The sequence below is a fragment of the Pseudomonas sp. P1_F1_2 genome (assembly GCF_056405815.1).
In genome coordinates this window covers 55,518-73,499 of sequence record NZ_JBFUBK010000017.1, presented here as the reverse complement: position 1 = coordinate 73,499, position 17,982 = coordinate 55,518, and the positions used below count along the sequence as shown (strand labels likewise).

Genomic DNA, 17,982 nt, shown 5'->3' with positions numbered 1-17,982 from the left:
GGTTGCCCTCACGCCACGTTCATTTACTACCCCGGGAAGTCCGCGTCCAGCCAACTCCCGGTGGCCTCAACCTTCAGCCAACGCGTGTTCGCGAATGAGCTTCTTGTTGATTTTCCCCACACTGGTCTTGGGGATTTCAGCCACGAACTTGAACTGCTTGGGGATCGCCCATTTGTTGATGCGGCCACTCTCGACAAAGCCTTGAAGATGCGCTTCAAGGATTTTACGATCCAGATACTGCCCCGGTTCGCACACCACCAGCGCCATGGGCCGTTCGCCCCACTGTTCATCGACAATGCCGACGACCGCGACGGACATCACCGCCTCGTGCTCGCTGATCAGGCTCTCCAGCTCCAGGGAGCTGATCCACTCGCCCCCGGTCTTGATCACATCCTTGATTCGGTCTTTGATTTCCACCCCGCCCAACGGGTCGATGGAAGCCATGTCGCCGGTGTGCAGCCAACCGCCCTGCCACAGCTCGGCGCCCTTTTCGGGCTCATGCAAATAGCCTTGGGTCAGCCAGGGCGCGCGGACCACGATTTCCCCAAGGGACTCGCCGTCATGGACAACGTCGTTGCCACTGGCATCGATGATTTTCAGGTCGACCATCGGCACCGGTGTCCCGGTCTTGATGCGGATGGCCAGTTGCTCCTCGGTGGATTGCGCAAGGTCGTCTTCACGCAGGTAAGTCAGGCACAGCAGTGGGCAGGTTTCCGACATGCCGTAACCGCAGTGCACCGCAATCCCTTTGGCGCTCGCCTCGCTGGCAATCCCCAGGGTCAACGCGCTGCCGCCCAGGAGCATTTTCCAACCGTCGAAACGGGTCTGTTTGGCCGCCTCGCAGTTCAGGATCATTTGCAAAATGGTCGGTACGCAGTGGGAGAACGTGACCTTTTCTTCGCGGAAGAGTTTGACCAGGCTGTTGGGTTCGTAGCGGCCGGGATAGACCTGCTTGATGCCCATCAGTGTCGCGACATACGGCACACCCCACGCATGCACGTGAAACATCGGTGTGATGGGCATGTACACGTCATCGGAACGCAGCAGCGGCTGGCCTTGATAAACGCCCAGCGTGGCGACGGCATTCAACGTGTGCAGGACCAATTGGCGGTGGGTGAAATACACCCCTTTCGGGTCGCCGGTGGTGCCGGTGGTGTAGAACAGCGTCGCCACCGAGTTCTCGTCAAAATCGGGGAAGTCGTACTGGTCTGAGGCCTGGGACAGCAGGTGCTCATACTCGCCCAACACCGGTAATGAGGTATCGGTCGCCGAATCGTCCGTCAATTGCACGTAGCGTTTGACGGTGGTGAGTTTGTCCTGGATCGGCTCCAGCAACGGCAGGAAATCATCATGCACCAGCACCACATCATCTTCGGCGTGGTTCATGGTGAAGAGCACCTGATCCGGCGAAAGACGGATGTTCACCGTGTGCAGCACCGCGCCGATCATCGGCACGGCGAAGAAGCACTCCAGGTAGCGATGGCTGTCCCAGTCGAGCAATGCCACGGTGTCGCCAGCCTTGACGCCGGCCGCCGTCAGGGCATTGGCCAGCCGGCGGATACGCTTGTTGAGCGTCTGGTAGCTGTAGCGCAGTTTGTCGGCATACACGATTTCCCGGCCCGGCTCGTAGCGCACACCGGACAGCAAGAGCTGTTTGATCAGCAAGGGATAGGCATAGGCGCCGTCGGCGGGCGGGATTATTTTTGTCGCCATCATGGTTGGGGGTTCCTGGTCCTTTTTAGCGTTGGCTCAATGCCCCGTGATGCACACGGTTGCATTCGACTTCCGGCGCTAGGCCGGAAGTCGCGGGGGCATGGCGATCAGAACTGCTCTGCATCCAGTTCGTAGAGGCATTCGCTGCCGGCCTGGGCCGACGCGCTCAACGAATGGATGCGCGGCAACAACCGGGCGAAGTAGAAACGCGCGGTGCCGAGCTTGCTCGCGTAGAAGTCGTCCTCGGAAGGCGCGCTCAGGGCGGCCTTGGCCATCAGCGCCCACATGTAGGCGTAGGCGGTGTAGCCGAACACATGCAGGTACTCGACCGAGGCTGCACCGATTTCGTTCGGGTTGTTTTTCGCCCGGTCCAGCAACCACTCGGTCAATTCGTCGAGGGTGTCCAGAGCCGCGTTCAACGGCTTGGTGAACTCGCCAAGGTCAGCACTGGCGTTGGCGGTGAAGTCGCGAATTTCCGAAGCGAACAGACGATAGAGCGCCCCGCCGCTGGCGACGATCTTGCGCCCGGCCAGGTCCAGCGACTGGATGCCGTTGGTGCCTTCGTAGATTTGCGTGATGCGCACGTCGCGCACCAGTTGCTCCTGGCCCCACTCGCGAATGTAGCCGTGGCCGCCGAAGACTTGCTGACCGTGAATCGTGGTCTCCAGGCCCATGTCGGTGAGAAACGCCTTGGCCACCGGCGTCAGCAACGCCACCAATTCTTCAGCACGCTTGCGGGTCGTTTCGTCTTCGCTGTACTTGGCGGTGTCCAGTTGCATGGCCACGTACGTCGAGAATGCACGACCGCCTTCGTTCAAGGCTTTCATGGTCAGCAGCATGCGGCGCACGTCCGGGTGGACGATGATCGGGTCGGCGGATTTGTCTTTGCATTGCGCGCCGGTCGGCGCACGACTTTGCAGGCGGTCACGGGCATAGGCGACGGCGTTCTGATACGAGCGCTCACCCTGTGCCAGGCCCTGGATACCCACACCCAGGCGTTCGTAATTCATCATGGTGAACATCGCCGCCAGGCCTTTGTTCGGCGCGTCGACGATCCAGCCTTTCGCGCCGTCAAAGTTCATGACGCAGGTAGCGGAGGCCTTGATGCCCATCTTGTGCTCGATGGAGCCGCAGGACAGGGCGTTTTTTTCGCCCAGTGAACCGTCGGCATTGACCAATACTTTCGGCACCAGGAACAGGGAAATGCCTTTAGGCCCCGCCGGTGCATCCGGCAGGCGGGCCAGGACCAGATGGATGATGTTTTCCGTCAGGTCGTGGTCGCCGCCGGTGATGAAAATCTTGCTGCCGCTGATCGCATAGCTGCCGTCGGCCTGAGGTTCGGCCTTGGTGCGAATCAAGCCCAGATCGGTGCCGGCATGGGCCTCGGTCAGGCACATCGAACCGGTCCATGTGCCGGCGTACATGTTCGGCAGGTACGTCGCTTTCAGTTCTTCACTGGCGTGGGCCTTGATCGACAGGCACGCGCCGGCGGTCAACATCGGGTACAGGCCGAACGACAGGCTGGCCGCGTTGACCATCTCTTCGACCTGCGCGGAAATGGCCTTGGGCATGCCCATGCCACCGTAGTGCGGATCACCGCCGACACCGACCCAACCGCCCTCGGCGAATGCCTGGTACGCCTGCGCAAAACCGTCCGGTGCGCTGACCGAGCCGTTGTTCCAGGTGCAACCCTGTTCGTCGCTGGCACGGTTCAAGGGTGCAATGACTTCGCCGCTGATTTTGCCGGCCTCTTCGAGGATCGCGGCAGCGGTTTCTTCATCGATCACTTCAGCCAGGCCAGGCAAACTGGCCCACAGCCGGGACACCTGAAAAACCTCGTTGAGTACGAAGCGCATGTCGCGCAGAGGAGCGTTGTAGTCAGACATCTTTAACTTACTCGGAAGTGGTCACGGCATGGGGCATGCCAGGACGTTGAGCGGTATCGCAGGTATCGGTTTGTGCTGGGGTTTCGTCGGTAACGTCACCCCGTTCCAGCGCCCGATTGCGCAACAGGAAGTACGACAGGGCCGGAATCAGGATCAGCGCGCCGAGCATGTTCCACAGGAACATGAAGGTCAGCAGGATGCCCATGTCAGCCTGGAACTTGATCGGCGACCAGACCCAGCACACCACGCCTGCCGCCAGGGTGATGCCGACCAGGCCGACCACCCGGCCCGTGAACGACACGGCGTTGCGGTAGGATTGGGACAGCGACAGACCCTGGCGCTGGAAATGCAACTGCACACTGAGCAGATACAACGCGTAGTCCACGCCGATCCCCACCCCCAACGCGATCACGGGCAAAGTCGCCACTTTCACGCCGATGCCCATGGCCACCATCAAGGCTTCACAAAGAATCGAAGTCAGGACCAGAGGCAACAGCGCCACCAGCGTCGCGCGCCAGCTGCGGAAGGTGATCAGGCAGAACAACGTCACCGCTGCGTAGACGTAAAGCAGCATGGTGTGGTTGGCCTCGCGCACCACGATGTTGGTCGCCGCTTCGATACCGGCGCTGCCGGCAGCCAGCAGGAACTGACGATCATCGGTGCTGTTTTCCTTGGCAAACTTGTCCGCAATGGCGACCACGGCGTCCAGGGTTTCGGCCTTGTGGTCCTTGAGGTAAGCAATCACCGGCATCAGCGAGCAATCGGTGTTGAACAACTCAGGAGAGTTGACCGAGGCTTGTTGCGCGGCGTAGTTCAGAACGTCCTGGTTACGCTGGATGTTGTTGAGCTTGGGGTTGCCCTCGTAGGTCCCGGCCGTGATTTGACGCACGGCGTTGACCAGCGACGTGGTCGCCTGCACGCCCGGATTCTGTTGCAGTTCCCAGGCCAGGCGATCGGCAAGCACCAGCGTCTTGTAGTTCAGGCAGCCTTCCGGTGCAGTCTTGATCATCACCGCAAACAGGTCGCTGGACAGCGCGTAGTGCTGGGTGATGTAAGCGTTGTCACGGTTATAACGCGAGTCGGCACGCAACTCCGGCGCACCACTTTCCAGGTCGCCGATCTTCAGGTGCTGGCTGACCATGAAACCGCCGACGCCCATCAGCAACGCGACCAGCACAGCACCTGTCGCCCACTTGGMGGTGGTGAAGCGGTCGAGCATATCCCACAAGCGACCGAAGCCTTTGTGGCGGTCGGCGCGGGTGTCGATTTTCAGGGCACGTTCGGCCGCCTTGGCGCCGACGCCGACATAGGACAGCGCAACCGGCATCAGCAGCAGCGAGGTAAAGATCAACACCGCAACACCAATACTCGCGGTAATGGCCAGGTCCTGGATCACCGGAATGTCGATCAGCATCAACACGGCAAAGCCCACGGCGTCGGCCAGCAGCGCAGTAACGCCGGCGATGAACAGACGGCGAAAGGTGTAGCGCGCGGCGATCAGCTTGTGGGTGCCGCGAGCGATGTCCTGCATGATGCCGTTCATCTTCTGCGCCGCGTGGGACACACCGATGGCGAAAATCAGGAACGGCACCAGCACCGAGTACGGGTCGATGGCGTAGCCCAGCCAGGCGACGATGCCCAATTGCCAGACCACCGCGATCAACGAGCAGCCGACCACCAGCAGGGTGCTGCGTATGCAACGGGTGTAGGCGTAGATGATAATCAGCGAGGTCACGACAGCCAGGCCGAAGAACATCATCACCTGAATCAGGCCATCGATCAGGTCGCCCATCAACTTGGCGAAACCGATCACCCGAACCTTGTAGTGACCCTTGCCTTCAACGCCGGACTTGCGCGCTGCGCTGTCACCGGCGTATTCGATTTTGTCGCGCAACTGCTCTTCGAGCATCTGCGAGAACGCGTGATAGTTGATGCGCTGGCCACCAGCCGCTGCCTTGTCCATCAGCGGCACAATCAGCATGCTCGATTTGAAGTCGCTGGCCACCAGGCTGCCGACGATACCGGCACGGGAAATGTTCTGGCGCAGTTGCTCGATTTCTTCAGGTTTGCCCTGGTAGGTATCGGGCATCACCGGGCCACCCTGGAAACCTTCCTCGGTGACTTCGGTCCAGCGTACCGCCGGGCTCCACAACGACTTCATCCAGGCCCGCTCGACGCCCTCGGTGAGGAACAATTGATCGTTGACCTGCTTGAGCACGTCCAGGTAACCGGGATCGAAAATATCGCCCTGGGTGTTTTCCACCACCACGCGCACCGAGTTACCCAGGCCACGCAGCGACTGGCGGTTTTCCAGGAAGTTCTGGATGTACGGCTGGCTTTGCGGAATCATTTTTTCGAAGCTGGGACGCAGCTCCAGGCGTGTCGCGGCCATGTAGCCCAGCACCACGGTGGCCAGCGCCATCATCAGCATGAACAGCGGGCGGTAGTTGAACACCAGCCGTTCGAGCAGATTGCCGGATTTACGGTCGAAATCGCGCACGTCGCGGATCACCGGCATGGCGTCTTGTTTGATATTGCCCATGTCTGGGTTCTCGCTTTAAAGGTTCAAGGTCTTATTCGACGAACAGTGCCCGGGCACCACGGCTACCCGCGACCACCAGTGAGCCGTCGTTGGCCTGGGTGGCGCCGGCTATCGGCGTCGGTACGGGGCGCTGAACCAGATGCAATTGCGCGCCAGTGCCCTGGCTGACCAGCATCTGCCCGCCCAAGGTGAACAGGCGGTAATCGCCATGGAGATCGATGAGGCCGGCGGTGACGCTGATGTGCAGGCCGCTGTCCAGCGCGGTCCAACTCTGGCCGCCATCGGTGCTGCGCAACACGTTGCCGCGCAATCCGTAGACGACCACTTCCCCCGGCTTGCCAATCACGCCGAAGAAACTGCCTTGATAAGGGGTTTGTACGGCGGCGAAACGCTGGCCGACGTCATCCCATTTGAGCAACAGACCTTGCTCGCCGGCGATATACAAAGCGTCGCCAGTCGAAGCGATGGCATTGAGGTGAAAGCCTTGCGGGTTGTCGGTACGATCCTGGAACGGGGTCCAGGTCTGGCCACCGTCTTCGGTACGCAGAATCAGGTTGAACACGCCGACCACATAGCCGACCTGTTCGTTGGCAAACCAGACGTCGAGCAAAGGTTTGTCGGCGCCCTGCTCTGCCAGTCGCTGGCCTTCGGCAGCCAGCCGCGACCATTCTTCGTTACCCGGTTCGGCGCTGGCCAATGCATCGTAATGCTTGACCAGCAACTCACCGATCTGGCGTCCATCCAGTTGTTTGGTCCAGGTCACGCCAGCATCACTGCTGTGCAACACCACGCCGTCATTTCCGACCGCCCAGCCTTCCCTGGCAGATGGAAAATTGACCGCACTGAGATCGGCACTCACTGGCACGGCTGCTTGCTGCCAGTGTTTACCGCTGTCATCGGAATAGAGAATGTGTCCACGCTGCCCGACGGCAACCAAACGGTCGCCCGCACGGGTCATGCCGGACAACGGACTGCTGACCGCCAAGGCACTGACTCTGGCAGGCAGATCCAGCACATCGATATAGCCGGCCGCCTGGGTGGCGCCCTGTGACAAGACAAGCAGGGCGCCGAACGCCAGCTGCAGGTACTTTTTCGAACACATACCGCGTCCTCTTGGGAAAACCGCGTCAGGGCCTGCAACCATGCAGCCCGACGTTAAGAACTGGCGCCGCGCTGATCAGCGAGCACCAACCGTCGCGCGGTCACACGGCTTTGTGAGCCGTGGACCGCATGAACGTTTTGTCGCGGTTTGCTTAGCGAATGCCGGCGCCCGCCAGGGATTCCGACGACCACTGAGCCTTGGAGAGCGGTTCGATGTACTTGATGCCGCCGTAAGGGCCGACCACACCGTTGATGTTGTAGGAACCGCCCACCAGGTCATAGATCATGAACGGGGTGGAGTCTGGAACCTGCTTGTCATAGCTTTGGCTGAGGAAGGCAAACGAACCACGGTAGAGCTGACCACGGGCGTCATATTGGTCCGAGGCCAGAGCTGTCCAGCTGTCTTCGTCGAGGTAGAAGCGACGCTTCTGGTAGATGTGACGGGCACCGGCCTTGAGGTTGCCTTCCACGACCCATACGCGGTGTTTTTCCCAGCGCACAAAATCAGGTGCCAGGTGATTCGGGGTGGTCAGCGACTTCGGATCCTGGACGTAGGTCAGCTTGTAGGTGTTGTAAGGCACGATCATTTCCTGCTTGCCCACCAACTTCCAGTCGTAGCGGTCCAGCGCGCCGTTGAACACAAACACGTCGTCGTAGGTGCCTGCGCCTGCGGTGCCTGGGTTAGGCGTGTCGTAAGCCAGGTTCGGCGCGAGCTTGACCCGACGCTGGCCAGGCAAGTACTGCCAGGCGCGACGCGGTTGTTGCAACGGGTTGGCGGCGTCCTTGAGCATCACTGCTTCGCCGGCACGACGCGCCGGGCCGGTGTACTGCAGCTTCATCTGGTAGTACACGTCAGCGCTGCTGATCGGCTGCGAGAGGTTTTCATAGATCGGGTAGGAGATGTTCGCTTGCCCGGTGGTCGCCAGGCTCGCCACGCCAGCCGAGTCGACGTTCCAGGAGTCGTACTTGGAGCTGATGCTGACGCCTTGGTAGCGCAACAGGAAGTTCCACATCGCTTCGTTGCCCGACTGCGGAATCGGGAACGGAATGCCCGGCAACACGTTGTCGATGGCCAGGCCACCTTCAAGGGACTTGGCGCCAGTGGCGTTTTTCACGCCGTTGTCCAGGATGGCCTGAGGCAACGAGACGGTACGGTGAGTCGGGTACACGTCAACATGGAAGGTAGGGAAACGCTTGGCCAGTTCCGCCGTGGTTGCGGTGAGCATGCCCTTGTACTGATCGACGTTCTTGCCGTCGATGACCAGCAGCGGCTTTTCGCTGGCAAAAGGATCCGGACGCATGCTGTCACCGGATTTGAAGCTGGCCGGCGGCGTGGTCAGACCACCGTTGTAGGCGGGGATGGAACCATCGGCATTACCGGCTTTTTCAGCACCGACCAGGGTCAGGTTGCTGCCCAGTTTGGCGGCGTCCTGGGCCGATACGGCGGCGTGTGCCTGAGCAGCGATGACCATCGCCAGCGAGGCAGCCAATACGGTTTGTACAAATTTCATATTGTTATTCTCCTGCTTGCATTGAGCAAATCAGTGGTGAATCAAAAGGTGGTTTTCATCGTCAGGTAAACAGCACCACGGTCTTCAGTCGTGGCACCGCCACCCGAGAAGGACGAGTAGCCACCGGCGTAGCACGCATAGTTTTCGTTACCGCTAAAAGCGTTTGGAGTAGAGCCATCGCCACCCGTCGGGCCGGTGCTCACGCCACTTTTATTGCACTTCTCGGTCTGGCCGAAGGAGTCCACGTATTTCAGGTCGACAAAGTATTTGTTGTACACAACGGCACCCACGCCGACGGCATAGTTGCCGGTGTCCTTGGCACCGCCACCGGACACCGGTGACACGCCGTCAAGACCCACGTTGACGGACATCGGAGCGTTGAGGTCGACGCCTGGGAACACTTGGTACCAGGTCGGGGTGAAGTTGACGGCCAGGCCCCAGTTGTCACGGGTCGGCGCGTCGATGCCGCGATAGGTGCCCTTGCCCTTGTAGAGTGCTTCGTTCTTGTCATCGAGGCTCAACAGGTTGCTGTAATACAGTTCAGCAAGCACTGTTGCCTGATCGAACACCGGTGTTTTCGGCAGGGTCATCAGACCGTTGAGCGTCCAGTGCAAGGTGTCGCCGGTGGCGCTCATGCTGTCGCCGCGGCTCGGGGTGTCATAAACCACACCCGTGGCATCCGTACGCGCCGGCAACAGGCCCAGGCCTTTGCCCAGACCCAGCGGGCTGGCGGTGCTGACAATCGCCGGGATACTGGCCAACGGCATGTTGTGACGGATGTTCAGGTCCGAACCCACGCTCACCCCGCCCACGTCCTTGGACAGGCTCAGGCCGGCGATCTTGATGTTGTCGGCATAGGCCAGTTGATAGGTGGCAGTGTTCAGCGAGTTGAGGGTGTTGACCACCGCAGGCACTTGCCCGGTCGGGCGGGTGCCGTTGGGGTTGGCCGAGGTAATGCCTCTGGCATCCAGCCACGCTTGCGGCAGGATTTCCGACGTTTCGCGGTAGTAAACGCCGAGCGTGCCATCCAGCCAGGCTGGCGACCACTTGGCCATTACGCCCCAGTCGCCGCTGTCGTGCGGTGTCAGGTCATGACCGCGACGCACGTTGGTCAAGCCGTTGCACGGCGCCAGGCCGCAACCCAATGGGCTGCCAGGTACCACGGCGTTGGTGTTGCCGAGCAGGAACGACTGCGCACCGAAGCCGACCAGGTCGGAACCACCGTAATAGGTGCCCGCTTCCGGCAGACGCGCAGCATCCCAATTCAGGAAATACTGGGCGCCCACGGTCAACTCGGGATTGACGGTGAACGACATCGACAACTGGTTACGCGGCACGAACAGCTCTTTGGCTTCAGTACCCGGCGATGCGGCCAGCTTGGCCAGATCGAGGCCGGACTGGCCGTAGCTGACCGAATGCACCGGGTTGAGAATGGTCTCGCCCCAGAACACGTTGTGCTGGCCAGCCTTGGCGCTGAACATCGACTCCTCGCCCACTTCGGTGCTGTAGAACACGAAGGCATCGAGGATTTCGCCGGACGGACCGGTGTAGTAGCGCTGGGCGTAGTTGCTCAGGTGCGGGCTGCCATTACCGACGTTGTCGTTGGTGACACCGGCCAGGCGTGGATCGTTGGCGACCAGACCGGAGCGTGCATCATTGCCGTTGACGAACGGGTTGGAGTTGGAACCGGTGTTCTCATACGCCTTGTCGTACCAGCTGGCGGCGCTGACACGAAAGCCCATGGCGTTCTTGTACACCACGTCCATCTCGGTCAACAGATCGACACGGTTGGTGATGTTGGTACCCGCCTTGCGGAAATTGTAGTCACCGTCGTTGTTGTTCGGCGTCCCCAGCATGCGCTTGTCGGCGCTTTCGGTACGCACACCGTAGTTGTACTTCACGGTGTTATCCAAACGAGCGGCCCAGTCCGGATTACCTGTATCAAATTCAAACGCGTGGGCGGTCGGCATTGTCGCGGCCAGAATGGCCGAGGCCAGCAAGGTGTATCGCGAAACTGTGAACCCGTGACTCTTATTGTTGTGCATTGCGTTGTCTCCGCCATTTTTGTATTTGTTTTAAGCACACTCGCCCTCACGCACCCCCTTGTTCCAGGGAGTTGCGCTTTCCAGGAGTGAGGGCATTTGCCGGTTGGCTTAACGCCAGTCGGCTCCTGAACTAGCGATCCAGCTCGAGGACGAGTGCTTCGGCTTGTGGCCAGTGGCCAAATCCTGCGGCCGGATTAAGATGACCCACGGCACCGAGATTTCGCAGTTCGGCGCCCCAGCCCTGAGCCATATCACTAACGGCTTCCAGGCTGGCGAGGTAATCATTGGTGCTGCCGACCACCAGACTTGGGAACGGCAACGGACCTTTGGGCAGCGGATCCCAACCATGGGCCCGCAGTGATTCAGAGGAAGGATAGCCTTGCGGCCAGATTGCGTTGAGATCCGGAGGTGCAGCCAGCAGCGCACCCTTGATCGGGCGACTGTGCTTGGCGGCCCAGTGCGCGACCATCAGCACACCGGCACTGTGGGCGACCAGAATCACCGGCCCTTCGATTTGCTCCAGTTCGTGCTGGATTGCACGGACCCGTGCGGCACAGTCGAGCTTGTCGGTTTCAAGCGGAGGGACACTGCGTACTTTGCAGAGTTTGGCCTCAAGCAATGTTTGCCAATGCTCGGCCACATGCTCACGCAGGCCAGGCACGATCAAAACGGTTGCGACAGTTTGAAGTTTGTCCACATCAGCACCTACGCTTTCTCGATGACTCGACTGACTCAGTGGTCAGAAGCTTTTTGTAGTGCTGACATTAAAGAGCGCCCACCCCCGGCGCTTTTCATTGGACGTCAGTCGCTTTTCTTTTCATGACAGATTTTGGGGGGGCGACGTGAGGTGCCCGCTGGTCGAAAACTGCAACGAGATTGCCCAAGACCACTGTAATCAATACGTGAGAAGGGTTTACCTCGATGTGATGAGGGCGATTAGAGGTGTCACCGGCTGTACATCAGCGCCAACACCACAACTTTTCATTTGATGATGTGCTGGATATAGTCGCCTCGCTCATTCCAACGCTACCGGCCCAGGGAAGACTTTTCGCATGACAAAGCTTGTTCGCGCTGCCGTCTTGACCAACTACCTGGAGGTCACTCAATACCTGGGGTTCAACCCCCGTGACGTACTGGCTGCCAATGGTTTGAGCAGGGCCCAACTGCTGGCGCCGGAGCATCGCATCCCCATCGATTCCGCCGTGGGTCTGCTGGAGGATTCGGCCGTCGCCAGTGGCTGCCAGAGCTTCGGCCTGAGCATGGCCGAGTCGCGTCAACTCTCGGACTTCGGGGTGGTCAGCTTGCTGCTCACACACCAGCGCACGCTGCGTGAAGCCTTGCAGGTCGTGGTGCATTACCGTCACTTGATGAACGACTCGCTGGCCATCTTCATTGAAGAGGCCGGCAAGTTGGTGATCATTCGCGAAGAGGTGGTCACCGACACACTCCGACCGTCCCGGCAAGCCAACGAGCTGGCGATCGGCGTGATGTTCCGTTTGTGCTCGGCGCTGCTAGGCGCGCATTGGCACCCCTACAGTGTCAACTTCACGCACCAGCCTCCAGACAACCTGCAACTGCATCGCCGTCTGTTCGGCTGCACGCTGGAGTTCGGCAGTGAGTTCAACGGCATTGTCTGCCCCAATGCCAGCCTGGATGCGACCAACCCCCATGCCGACCCGGCCATGGCCCGTTACGCCCAGGGTTACCTCGACTCTTTGCTGAGCACTGAAGGGCAATCGTTGCTGTTCGAGGTGCGCAAGGCCATTTACCTGCTGCTGCCGATGGGGCGCGCCACCATCGAACAGATCGCCCAGACCCAGGGCATGAACGTACGCACGCTGCAACGTCGCCTCAAGGATGACGGCTGCGCCTTCAACGACCTGATCAACGACGTGCGCCGCGACCTGGTGCTGCGTTACCTGGAGAACCCGAACTATTCGCTGGGGCGCATCGCCGACATGCTCGGCTATTCCATGGCGAGTTCCTTCACACGCTGGTTCATCACCCAGTTCGGCATGCCCCCCGCCGCCTGGCGCGCACAAAAGCCAACCCCTTCAAAGCCTGTCTCGGGTCCCGACGAATCCTGAGCCAGCCGAACCTTCGATTTTTGAGGTATTAAACATCGCCCGAAAGGGCTTGTTTAAAACCCGTCCAGGTTACGTCCTGAAAGCCACAAGACCTTGCGCCGTTACCTACGGCTACGCCAGAATCCGCCGGCTTGTGCGCCTTGAGGCCGCTCGGTAACTTGATTCATGTCACTGCCCATCAGTGATCGGGTTTAGTCGCCCGTTGATGTCAAGAACGCACAATGCCTCTATCAGCCAGGTCTCCCATGCCTGCACTCGATGGCGGCTGTGCGCAGGGCGCTTCGGCGCGCCGATTTCTTGGCTCATCGGTCGACTAACCTGTGCACAGCTGCCTCCATTTCGTTTAGTCGCGAGCTGGTTGCAGCCTCTCTCATATGAGGTTCGAGCCAATGTTCAAAGTAACGCCCAATCCGCCAGACACCGATCCGGCATCCCCGTACGAACCCGATTCAAAAAAACTCAACGACGCCGCCGAGCGCGCCCTCAACTTCCACTTCCCATCGAATGCCGACATCAAAGCCACTGCGCGTAAACCCAGCAAACTGTTTGCCGTGGACCCAGAGGCCACAGCCGAAACCCTGGCGGTTTTTTTGGTCGAGACGCTGGCCTCGGTGGATGTGATGGTCCATCACTTGGTGGATCATCTGGAGGGCGAGTCGCGCCACGCCCTGCTGGGTATTTCCAACAGCATCATGGTGGCGGAGATCACGGCGATCCGGGTGCTGGATCACATTGATCCGTCCCCTTAACGCCAAAGGCGCCGTGCTGAAATCCTGAGATAGCGAACAGTCCTGTCGACATTCAGGACTCGTCCTACAGCCACCATCAACCTCCTTCGTTAACGTCGCACAGCTCCTTTTTCGGGAGCTGTCGACGGACGAACGCAAGGAAGATCAGTGGCTGGCAACAAGGAAGTTCCCAGGGTTAAAAACCCACCCTCCGGTGACGGTCATCACGTCACCCACCGCTTCATGACCACCACCGAACTGGCCGAGCGCGAGGCGCGACAAAGCGCTTACGACGCCATGCTCGCTCGGCAGCAGGCTTTTGAAGATCGTTTTCAAGGCTCGACGAAAAAGGATGAAACCGTTCGTGCCGGATGCGTGTTCGCCAAGTCCTGCAACTTGCCGGACGCCATCATCGACTACTCGAATCCCTCAGGCGTCGTCCCCACCGACAGCCTCAAGGATTACGGTGAAATCGCCTGGCTTGGCGCTCGTGACGTAGACGACACAGGGCTACTGAATCTCGAAACCATCAGTGGCAGTACCCTCTCRCTCGGCATYGGCCGGCTCGCCCTTGGCGCCCCCAYTCTTGCTACTCCGGTCCTGGGCCTTGGCGCTGCCGGSGCCGCGACATTGGCCGGTGTTGTTGCCTTGTTCTGGACMCCKAGCCTGGGTGACAGCGCGCTGTATACCGAAGACCAACTGCGTGCCCTGAAACAGGCCAGAACCCGCGTTCGATTGCAGGTCGAGCAACAGGCTGATGGCAGTCTCAAGGGCTACGGGTTCTACACCGGGAAAAATCGCGATTGGGAAATGGTGGATGTCGTGCAGTTCACAGCGCGCGGCAGTCAGCAGGTGGCGGATCTCGGGGACGGCGTTGAGCTGATCTGGACACCGGCTGTGGATGGTTCAGACATCCTTGGCATTCCTGCGCTGGAGGCCGCACCGCAAGCGCCGCACATTTGGGTGTATCCGCCTACGCCAGCGGCGGACAGCATTATCGTGAACCCGATGTATCCGCCTGAGTACAAGGATTTCATTCTTGTGTTTCCGGTGGGGTCGGGGGTGAAGCCGGTTTACATTGTTGTCAGCGTTCGGACGGGAGATCACGAATACTACCCACCACCTGAAGCTCTTCCTGCCTACCCTGACGCTAGAGTTGTAGGCCGTAAAACACCAGTTTTAGGTGGTGGAGCCCTTCGTAAACGATGGAAAACCGCAAAAGGGTTAATTCTGGAATGGGACTCCATGCATGGTGCGATCGAGATGTATGACGCGCGAGGTAAACACATTGGGGAATTCGATCCAAATACAGGTGAGCAGACGACTAAATCAAAAAACAAAAAGTCCAAAAAGAAAAAAGAAAAAAGAAAAAGGGAAAAGGGAAAAGGGAAAAGAAAGGAGGATTGAGCCTTGAAGTATCTGGTAGAAGCTTTTTACAAAGAAACGGATTTCCAAGCCTTTGTCGTCGAGTTGCCGCAAGGTTGCGATGAGCAAATCAAATCCATCATGGGCTGGACTCGAAACCAGCAAGGCTGGGAAGGCTATAACCTGAGTCAGTTGCAACTGTCAGCAATAGAAAAAATCATAGGAAAGCCCATTTACGATCCCGATCATTACTTTCAACTCACGTGTAATGGGTGAAAGCGACAGACACAAAAAACCCCGACCAGTCACCTGATCGGGGTTTTCTTTTACCCGTTCCTGCTTAGTGCGAAACGCGGCTAGTCCCGTCAACAGTCGCAATCCGTACCCGCTCACCTACGCGGAATACTTCATTCTCCTGAACCTGCTGAACATAGGCGCGCATGCTGCCGTCGTCTTCGCGAACAGTGATTTCTACGCCTTGAGTACGAGTCAGGCCTTCTTCAGCTGCCGAACCCACCAGGCCGCCGGCGACTGCGCCGATAACAGCAGCAACGATGCTGCCTTTGCCGCCACCGATGGAGCTCCCGCCAACGCCGCCGACCGCTGCACCGGCGAGGCCGCCGATCGGGGTTTTGGTGCCTTCGATTTTCACCGGACGCAGCGCTTCGATGGTGCCCATGCGAATCGTTTGAACACGACGCGCTTCATCACGGGAGTAGGAGTCACCGGTCAGGCTCGATTGGCAGCCAGTGAGTAACATCGCCATCGTGGAAAAGGAAGCAACCAACAAAACAGACTTACGCATAGCATCAACTCCAAAAGACAGGTATTCATTAAACTCCGCAGCTTGACGCCTGTCACGGCATCGCCCGGATAAAAATGGTTTGATTCAGGCCCGGTACAGGCGCTACCACGAACTCACCACACAGTAGCGGCATTATCCGGAATCTGCGCCGCTGCCCCAAGGATTGTCATGGATTACTTCATCATCGTCGTCACTACCGTCGCGGGTCTGTACTTCCACTGGTGGCTGTACGTGCGGATAAAGCGCTGGATGGACCGCGATCTGGCGTTGGCCCTGGCGGGTAAAGACGAGCAGAAAAAAGCTTTCATGCTCCAGCAACTGGCGAACGCTCAGGCGCAGAAGATCAAGCGCCGGGACCTGCCGCAGTGGCTTGAGGCCGCTGCGGAAGGCTATCACGATCGGTAGACTGTTTCAGGGTGCCAGACGTTCAAGAATCCAGTCGGTGCCCTGTAAACGGTAGTTGAGGCGGTCATGCAGACGGCTTGCGCGGCCTTGCCAGAACTCGATGCGCTCCGGCAGCAAGCGATAACCACCCCAGTGATCCGGACAATGCGGTGCCGTGTCGCTGAAACGTTGCTCGGTGTTCTTGAGCAGCGCCTCCAGTTCCGCACGATCAGCAATCACCCGACTCTGCGGTGATGCCCAGGCACCGAGCCGACTGCCCAGCGGACGAACCTGGAAATACGCATCAGACTCTTCAGGCGAAACCTTCACCACCCGACCTTCGATACGCACCTGGCGCTCCAGGGCCGGCCAGAAAAAGGTCATGGCCGCGAACGGATTCGCCGCCAGATGCTGACCCTTGGCACTTTCGTAGTTGGTGAAGAACGTAAAGCCCTGCTCGTCCAGGCCTTTGAGCAACAGAATGCGGCAATGTGGCCGACCGTCCTGATCGACGGTCGCCAAGGTCATGGCGTTCGCCTCCACCGGCACCTGCTCGGTTTTCACCGCATCGGCAAACCATTGGTGGAACAGCCCGAACGGCTCTGCCGGTGCTTGAGCCTCGGTCAGGCCATCACGGGTGTAGTCACGACGCATATCAGCCAGGCGCTGGGTCATGGCGCATTCCTTTTGGTTAACGAATCACTTTTTAGTGGCGTCTGCGGTGACGGCGACTTTCTTGGTGTCGGCAGCTGCTTTGGCCGGTGTCGTTTTCTTCGCCGGCGTTGCGGTTTTAGCGGGTGCTTTCTTGGCAGTGGCTTTATGGGCCGGAGCCTTTTTAGTGGCAGGCACAGTCGCTTTTTTCGCGGCTGGCGCAGGAGTGACCGGTGTGGCCACAGGCTTGATGTCCTTGGCCGCGATCATGGTCACTGGCGCAGGGGCCGGCATGTTGTACTTGCTCAACAGCGCCACCATGGTGTTTTGCGGGGTCACCAGCAATTCCACGCGACGATTCAAGGCACGGCCTTCGACGCTGTCGTTGGCGGCACGCGGGGCTTCACCGCCCATGCCGCGCAGCATCAAGCGATCACGCTGCAAACCGCTGAGACGGAAAATCGCGGCTACCGCTTGTGCACGCTCCTGGCTCAGTTTCACGTTGGCCGGTGCAGCACCCGACGTATCACTGTGACCGAGTACCAGCACGGCAGTTTTTGGGTCGACCTCGAGGATTTTCGCAACACGCGTGAACGGGCCGAGGGTGACCGGCAGCAGCATGGCAGGACGGTCCGGGTTGAAGGAGCCTTCTACCGGTGCGATCACCACCAACACGTTTTCACGGCGTTCAAGTTTCAGGTTGCTGTCCTTGATCGCTTCACGCAGGCGCGGCTCGTAATCGTCGAGCCAGGCCTGGGTGACTTTAGGGTCTGGCATCGGTACGGCTTTGGCGCCGCTCTGCTCCTTACCACCGAACGGCCACCACCAACTGTTACCCGTCTCAGCCTTGGCCACCTGGGTCGGTTTGGCTTCAGGTTTCACTTCCGGCTTTACAGCAGCCTTGTCGACAGCGTCATCGGAACCGAACGGCCAGTACCAAGGGCTGGTGCTTTCGGCTTTGGCAACCGGGGCCGTGGCAGCAGGTTTGAGTGGGACTGGAGCCGGAGTCGGTTCTTTAGCGGCGACTTTGTCGGAGGAGCCGAACGACCACCAGCTACCGCCATCGGAATCACTTTTTGGTGTCTGTGCACAACCGGTGATAGCAAAGCACAGGGCCAGGGCGAGGGTTTGTTTGGATGACATTGGATATCCACAAATATGAAG

At 59.5% G+C, this 17,982-nt stretch carries 15 protein-coding genes; 5 read left to right on the top strand and 10 right to left on the bottom strand.

Features of this window, described 5'->3' with window-relative positions:
- Positions 1 to 66 precede the first annotated feature (66 nt).
- The 7 genes from AC1D2P_RS07710 to AC1D2P_RS07680 all read right to left on the bottom strand — a co-directional run bounded on the left by AC1D2P_RS07710 (position 67) and on the right by AC1D2P_RS07680 (position 11,495).
- Positions 67 to 1,716, bottom strand: coding sequence for a fatty acid--CoA ligase (locus AC1D2P_RS07710; RefSeq protein WP_109788132.1), 1,650 nt, complete (start codon positions 1,714 to 1,716; stop codon positions 67 to 69).
- A 104-nt stretch (positions 1,717 to 1,820) separates the two neighbouring features.
- The gene (locus tag AC1D2P_RS07705) at positions 1,821 to 3,599 is read right to left on the bottom strand and encodes an acyl-CoA dehydrogenase C-terminal domain-containing protein (RefSeq protein WP_046028025.1); all 1,779 of its coding nucleotides are present in this window, start codon (positions 3,597 to 3,599) and stop codon (positions 1,821 to 1,823) included.
- Between the two features lie 7 nt (positions 3,600 to 3,606).
- Positions 3,607 to 6,141: an efflux RND transporter permease subunit gene (locus AC1D2P_RS07700; protein WP_477811373.1), complete on the bottom strand. Its 2,535-nt coding sequence runs from the start codon at positions 6,139 to 6,141 to the stop codon at positions 3,607 to 3,609.
- A gap of 31 nt (positions 6,142 to 6,172) precedes the next feature.
- Entirely contained in the window at positions 6,173 to 7,243 is a 1,071-nt protein-coding gene (locus tag AC1D2P_RS07695) for a WD40/YVTN/BNR-like repeat-containing protein (RefSeq protein ID WP_077430414.1), read from the bottom strand.
- Positions 7,244 to 7,394: 151 nt separating this feature from the next.
- Positions 7,395 to 8,753 carry a DUF1329 domain-containing protein gene (locus tag AC1D2P_RS07690; RefSeq protein ID WP_109788129.1) on the bottom strand — a complete coding sequence of 453 codons (1,359 nt, stop codon included), beginning with the start codon at positions 8,751 to 8,753 and terminating at the stop codon, positions 7,395 to 7,397.
- 41 nt (positions 8,754 to 8,794) lie between these two features.
- Entirely contained in the window at positions 8,795 to 10,798 is a 2,004-nt protein-coding gene (locus AC1D2P_RS07685; protein WP_077430415.1) for a DUF1302 domain-containing protein, read from the bottom strand.
- Between the two features lie 130 nt (positions 10,799 to 10,928).
- Positions 10,929 to 11,495 carry an RBBP9/YdeN family alpha/beta hydrolase gene (locus AC1D2P_RS07680; protein WP_046028034.1) on the bottom strand — a complete coding sequence of 189 codons (567 nt, stop codon included), beginning with the start codon at positions 11,493 to 11,495 and terminating at the stop codon, positions 10,929 to 10,931.
- A gap of 355 nt (positions 11,496 to 11,850) precedes the next feature.
- Between AC1D2P_RS07680 and AC1D2P_RS07675 the strand changes: the two genes are divergently transcribed.
- The 4 genes from AC1D2P_RS07675 to AC1D2P_RS07660 all read left to right on the top strand — a co-directional run bounded on the left by AC1D2P_RS07675 (position 11,851) and on the right by AC1D2P_RS07660 (position 15,254).
- Entirely contained in the window at positions 11,851 to 12,885 is a 1,035-nt protein-coding gene (locus tag AC1D2P_RS07675) for an AraC family transcriptional regulator (protein WP_077430416.1), read from the top strand.
- 389 nt (positions 12,886 to 13,274) lie between these two features.
- The gene (locus AC1D2P_RS07670) at positions 13,275 to 13,634 is read left to right on the top strand and encodes a DUF6124 family protein (RefSeq protein ID WP_109788128.1); all 360 of its coding nucleotides are present in this window, start codon (positions 13,275 to 13,277) and stop codon (positions 13,632 to 13,634) included.
- Between the two features lie 147 nt (positions 13,635 to 13,781).
- Positions 13,782 to 15,020 (top strand): S-type pyocin domain-containing protein, encoded by a 1,239-nt coding sequence (locus AC1D2P_RS07665; RefSeq protein WP_477811372.1) that lies wholly within the window; start codon positions 13,782 to 13,784, stop codon positions 15,018 to 15,020.
- 3 nt (positions 15,021 to 15,023) lie between these two features.
- Positions 15,024 to 15,254: a DUF7683 domain-containing protein gene (locus AC1D2P_RS07660; RefSeq protein WP_477758348.1), complete on the top strand. Its 231-nt coding sequence runs from the start codon at positions 15,024 to 15,026 to the stop codon at positions 15,252 to 15,254.
- A gap of 64 nt (positions 15,255 to 15,318) precedes the next feature.
- On the opposite strand, the gene AC1D2P_RS07655 is transcribed toward AC1D2P_RS07660, so the two are convergent.
- Complete coding sequence (locus tag AC1D2P_RS07655; RefSeq protein ID WP_046029333.1) at positions 15,319 to 15,783, bottom strand: outer membrane lipoprotein; 465 nt, start codon at positions 15,781 to 15,783, stop codon at positions 15,319 to 15,321.
- A 168-nt stretch (positions 15,784 to 15,951) separates the two neighbouring features.
- On the opposite strand from AC1D2P_RS07655, the gene AC1D2P_RS07650 reads away from it, so the two are divergent.
- A complete protein-coding gene (locus AC1D2P_RS07650) occupies positions 15,952 to 16,188 on the top strand; it encodes a hypothetical protein (protein WP_046029331.1) in 237 nt (78 codons plus the stop codon).
- A 6-nt stretch (positions 16,189 to 16,194) separates the two neighbouring features.
- On the opposite strand, the gene pdxH is transcribed toward AC1D2P_RS07650, so the two are convergent.
- Complete coding sequence (pdxH, locus tag AC1D2P_RS07645; protein WP_109787988.1) at positions 16,195 to 16,842, bottom strand: pyridoxamine 5'-phosphate oxidase; 648 nt, start codon at positions 16,840 to 16,842, stop codon at positions 16,195 to 16,197.
- Between the two features lie 24 nt (positions 16,843 to 16,866).
- A complete protein-coding gene (locus AC1D2P_RS07640) occupies positions 16,867 to 17,961 on the bottom strand; it encodes an OmpA family protein (RefSeq protein ID WP_223523914.1) in 1,095 nt (364 codons plus the stop codon).
- Positions 17,962 to 17,982: the final 21 nt, after the last annotated feature.

Coding starts and splice junctions, on each gene's coding strand:
- AC1D2P_RS07710 (WP_109788132.1), bottom strand. CDS start 1,716: ATGATGGCGACAAAAATAATCCCGCCCGCCGACGGCGCCTATGCCTAT.
- AC1D2P_RS07705 (WP_046028025.1), bottom strand. CDS start 3,599: ATGTCTGACTACAACGCTCCTCTGCGCGACATGCGCTTCGTACTCAAC.
- AC1D2P_RS07695 (WP_077430414.1), bottom strand. CDS start 7,243: ATGTGTTCGAAAAAGTACCTGCAGCTGGCGTTCGGCGCCCTGCTTGTC.
- AC1D2P_RS07690 (WP_109788129.1), bottom strand. CDS start 8,753: ATGAAATTTGTACAAACCGTATTGGCTGCCTCGCTGGCGATGGTCATC.
- AC1D2P_RS07685 (WP_077430415.1), bottom strand. CDS start 10,798: ATGCACAACAATAAGAGTCACGGGTTCACAGTTTCGCGATACACCTTG.
- AC1D2P_RS07675 (WP_077430416.1), top strand. CDS start 11,851: ATGACAAAGCTTGTTCGCGCTGCCGTCTTGACCAACTACCTGGAGGTC.
- AC1D2P_RS07670 (WP_109788128.1), top strand. CDS start 13,275: ATGTTCAAAGTAACGCCCAATCCGCCAGACACCGATCCGGCATCCCCG.
- AC1D2P_RS07655 (WP_046029333.1), bottom strand. CDS start 15,783: ATGCGTAAGTCTGTTTTGTTGGTTGCTTCCTTTTCCACGATGGCGATG.
- AC1D2P_RS07650 (WP_046029331.1), top strand. CDS start 15,952: ATGGATTACTTCATCATCGTCGTCACTACCGTCGCGGGTCTGTACTTC.
- pdxH (WP_109787988.1), bottom strand. CDS start 16,842: ATGACCCAGCGCCTGGCTGATATGCGTCGTGACTACACCCGTGATGGC.
- AC1D2P_RS07640 (WP_223523914.1), bottom strand. CDS start 17,961: ATGTCATCCAAACAAACCCTCGCCCTGGCCCTGTGCTTTGCTATCACC.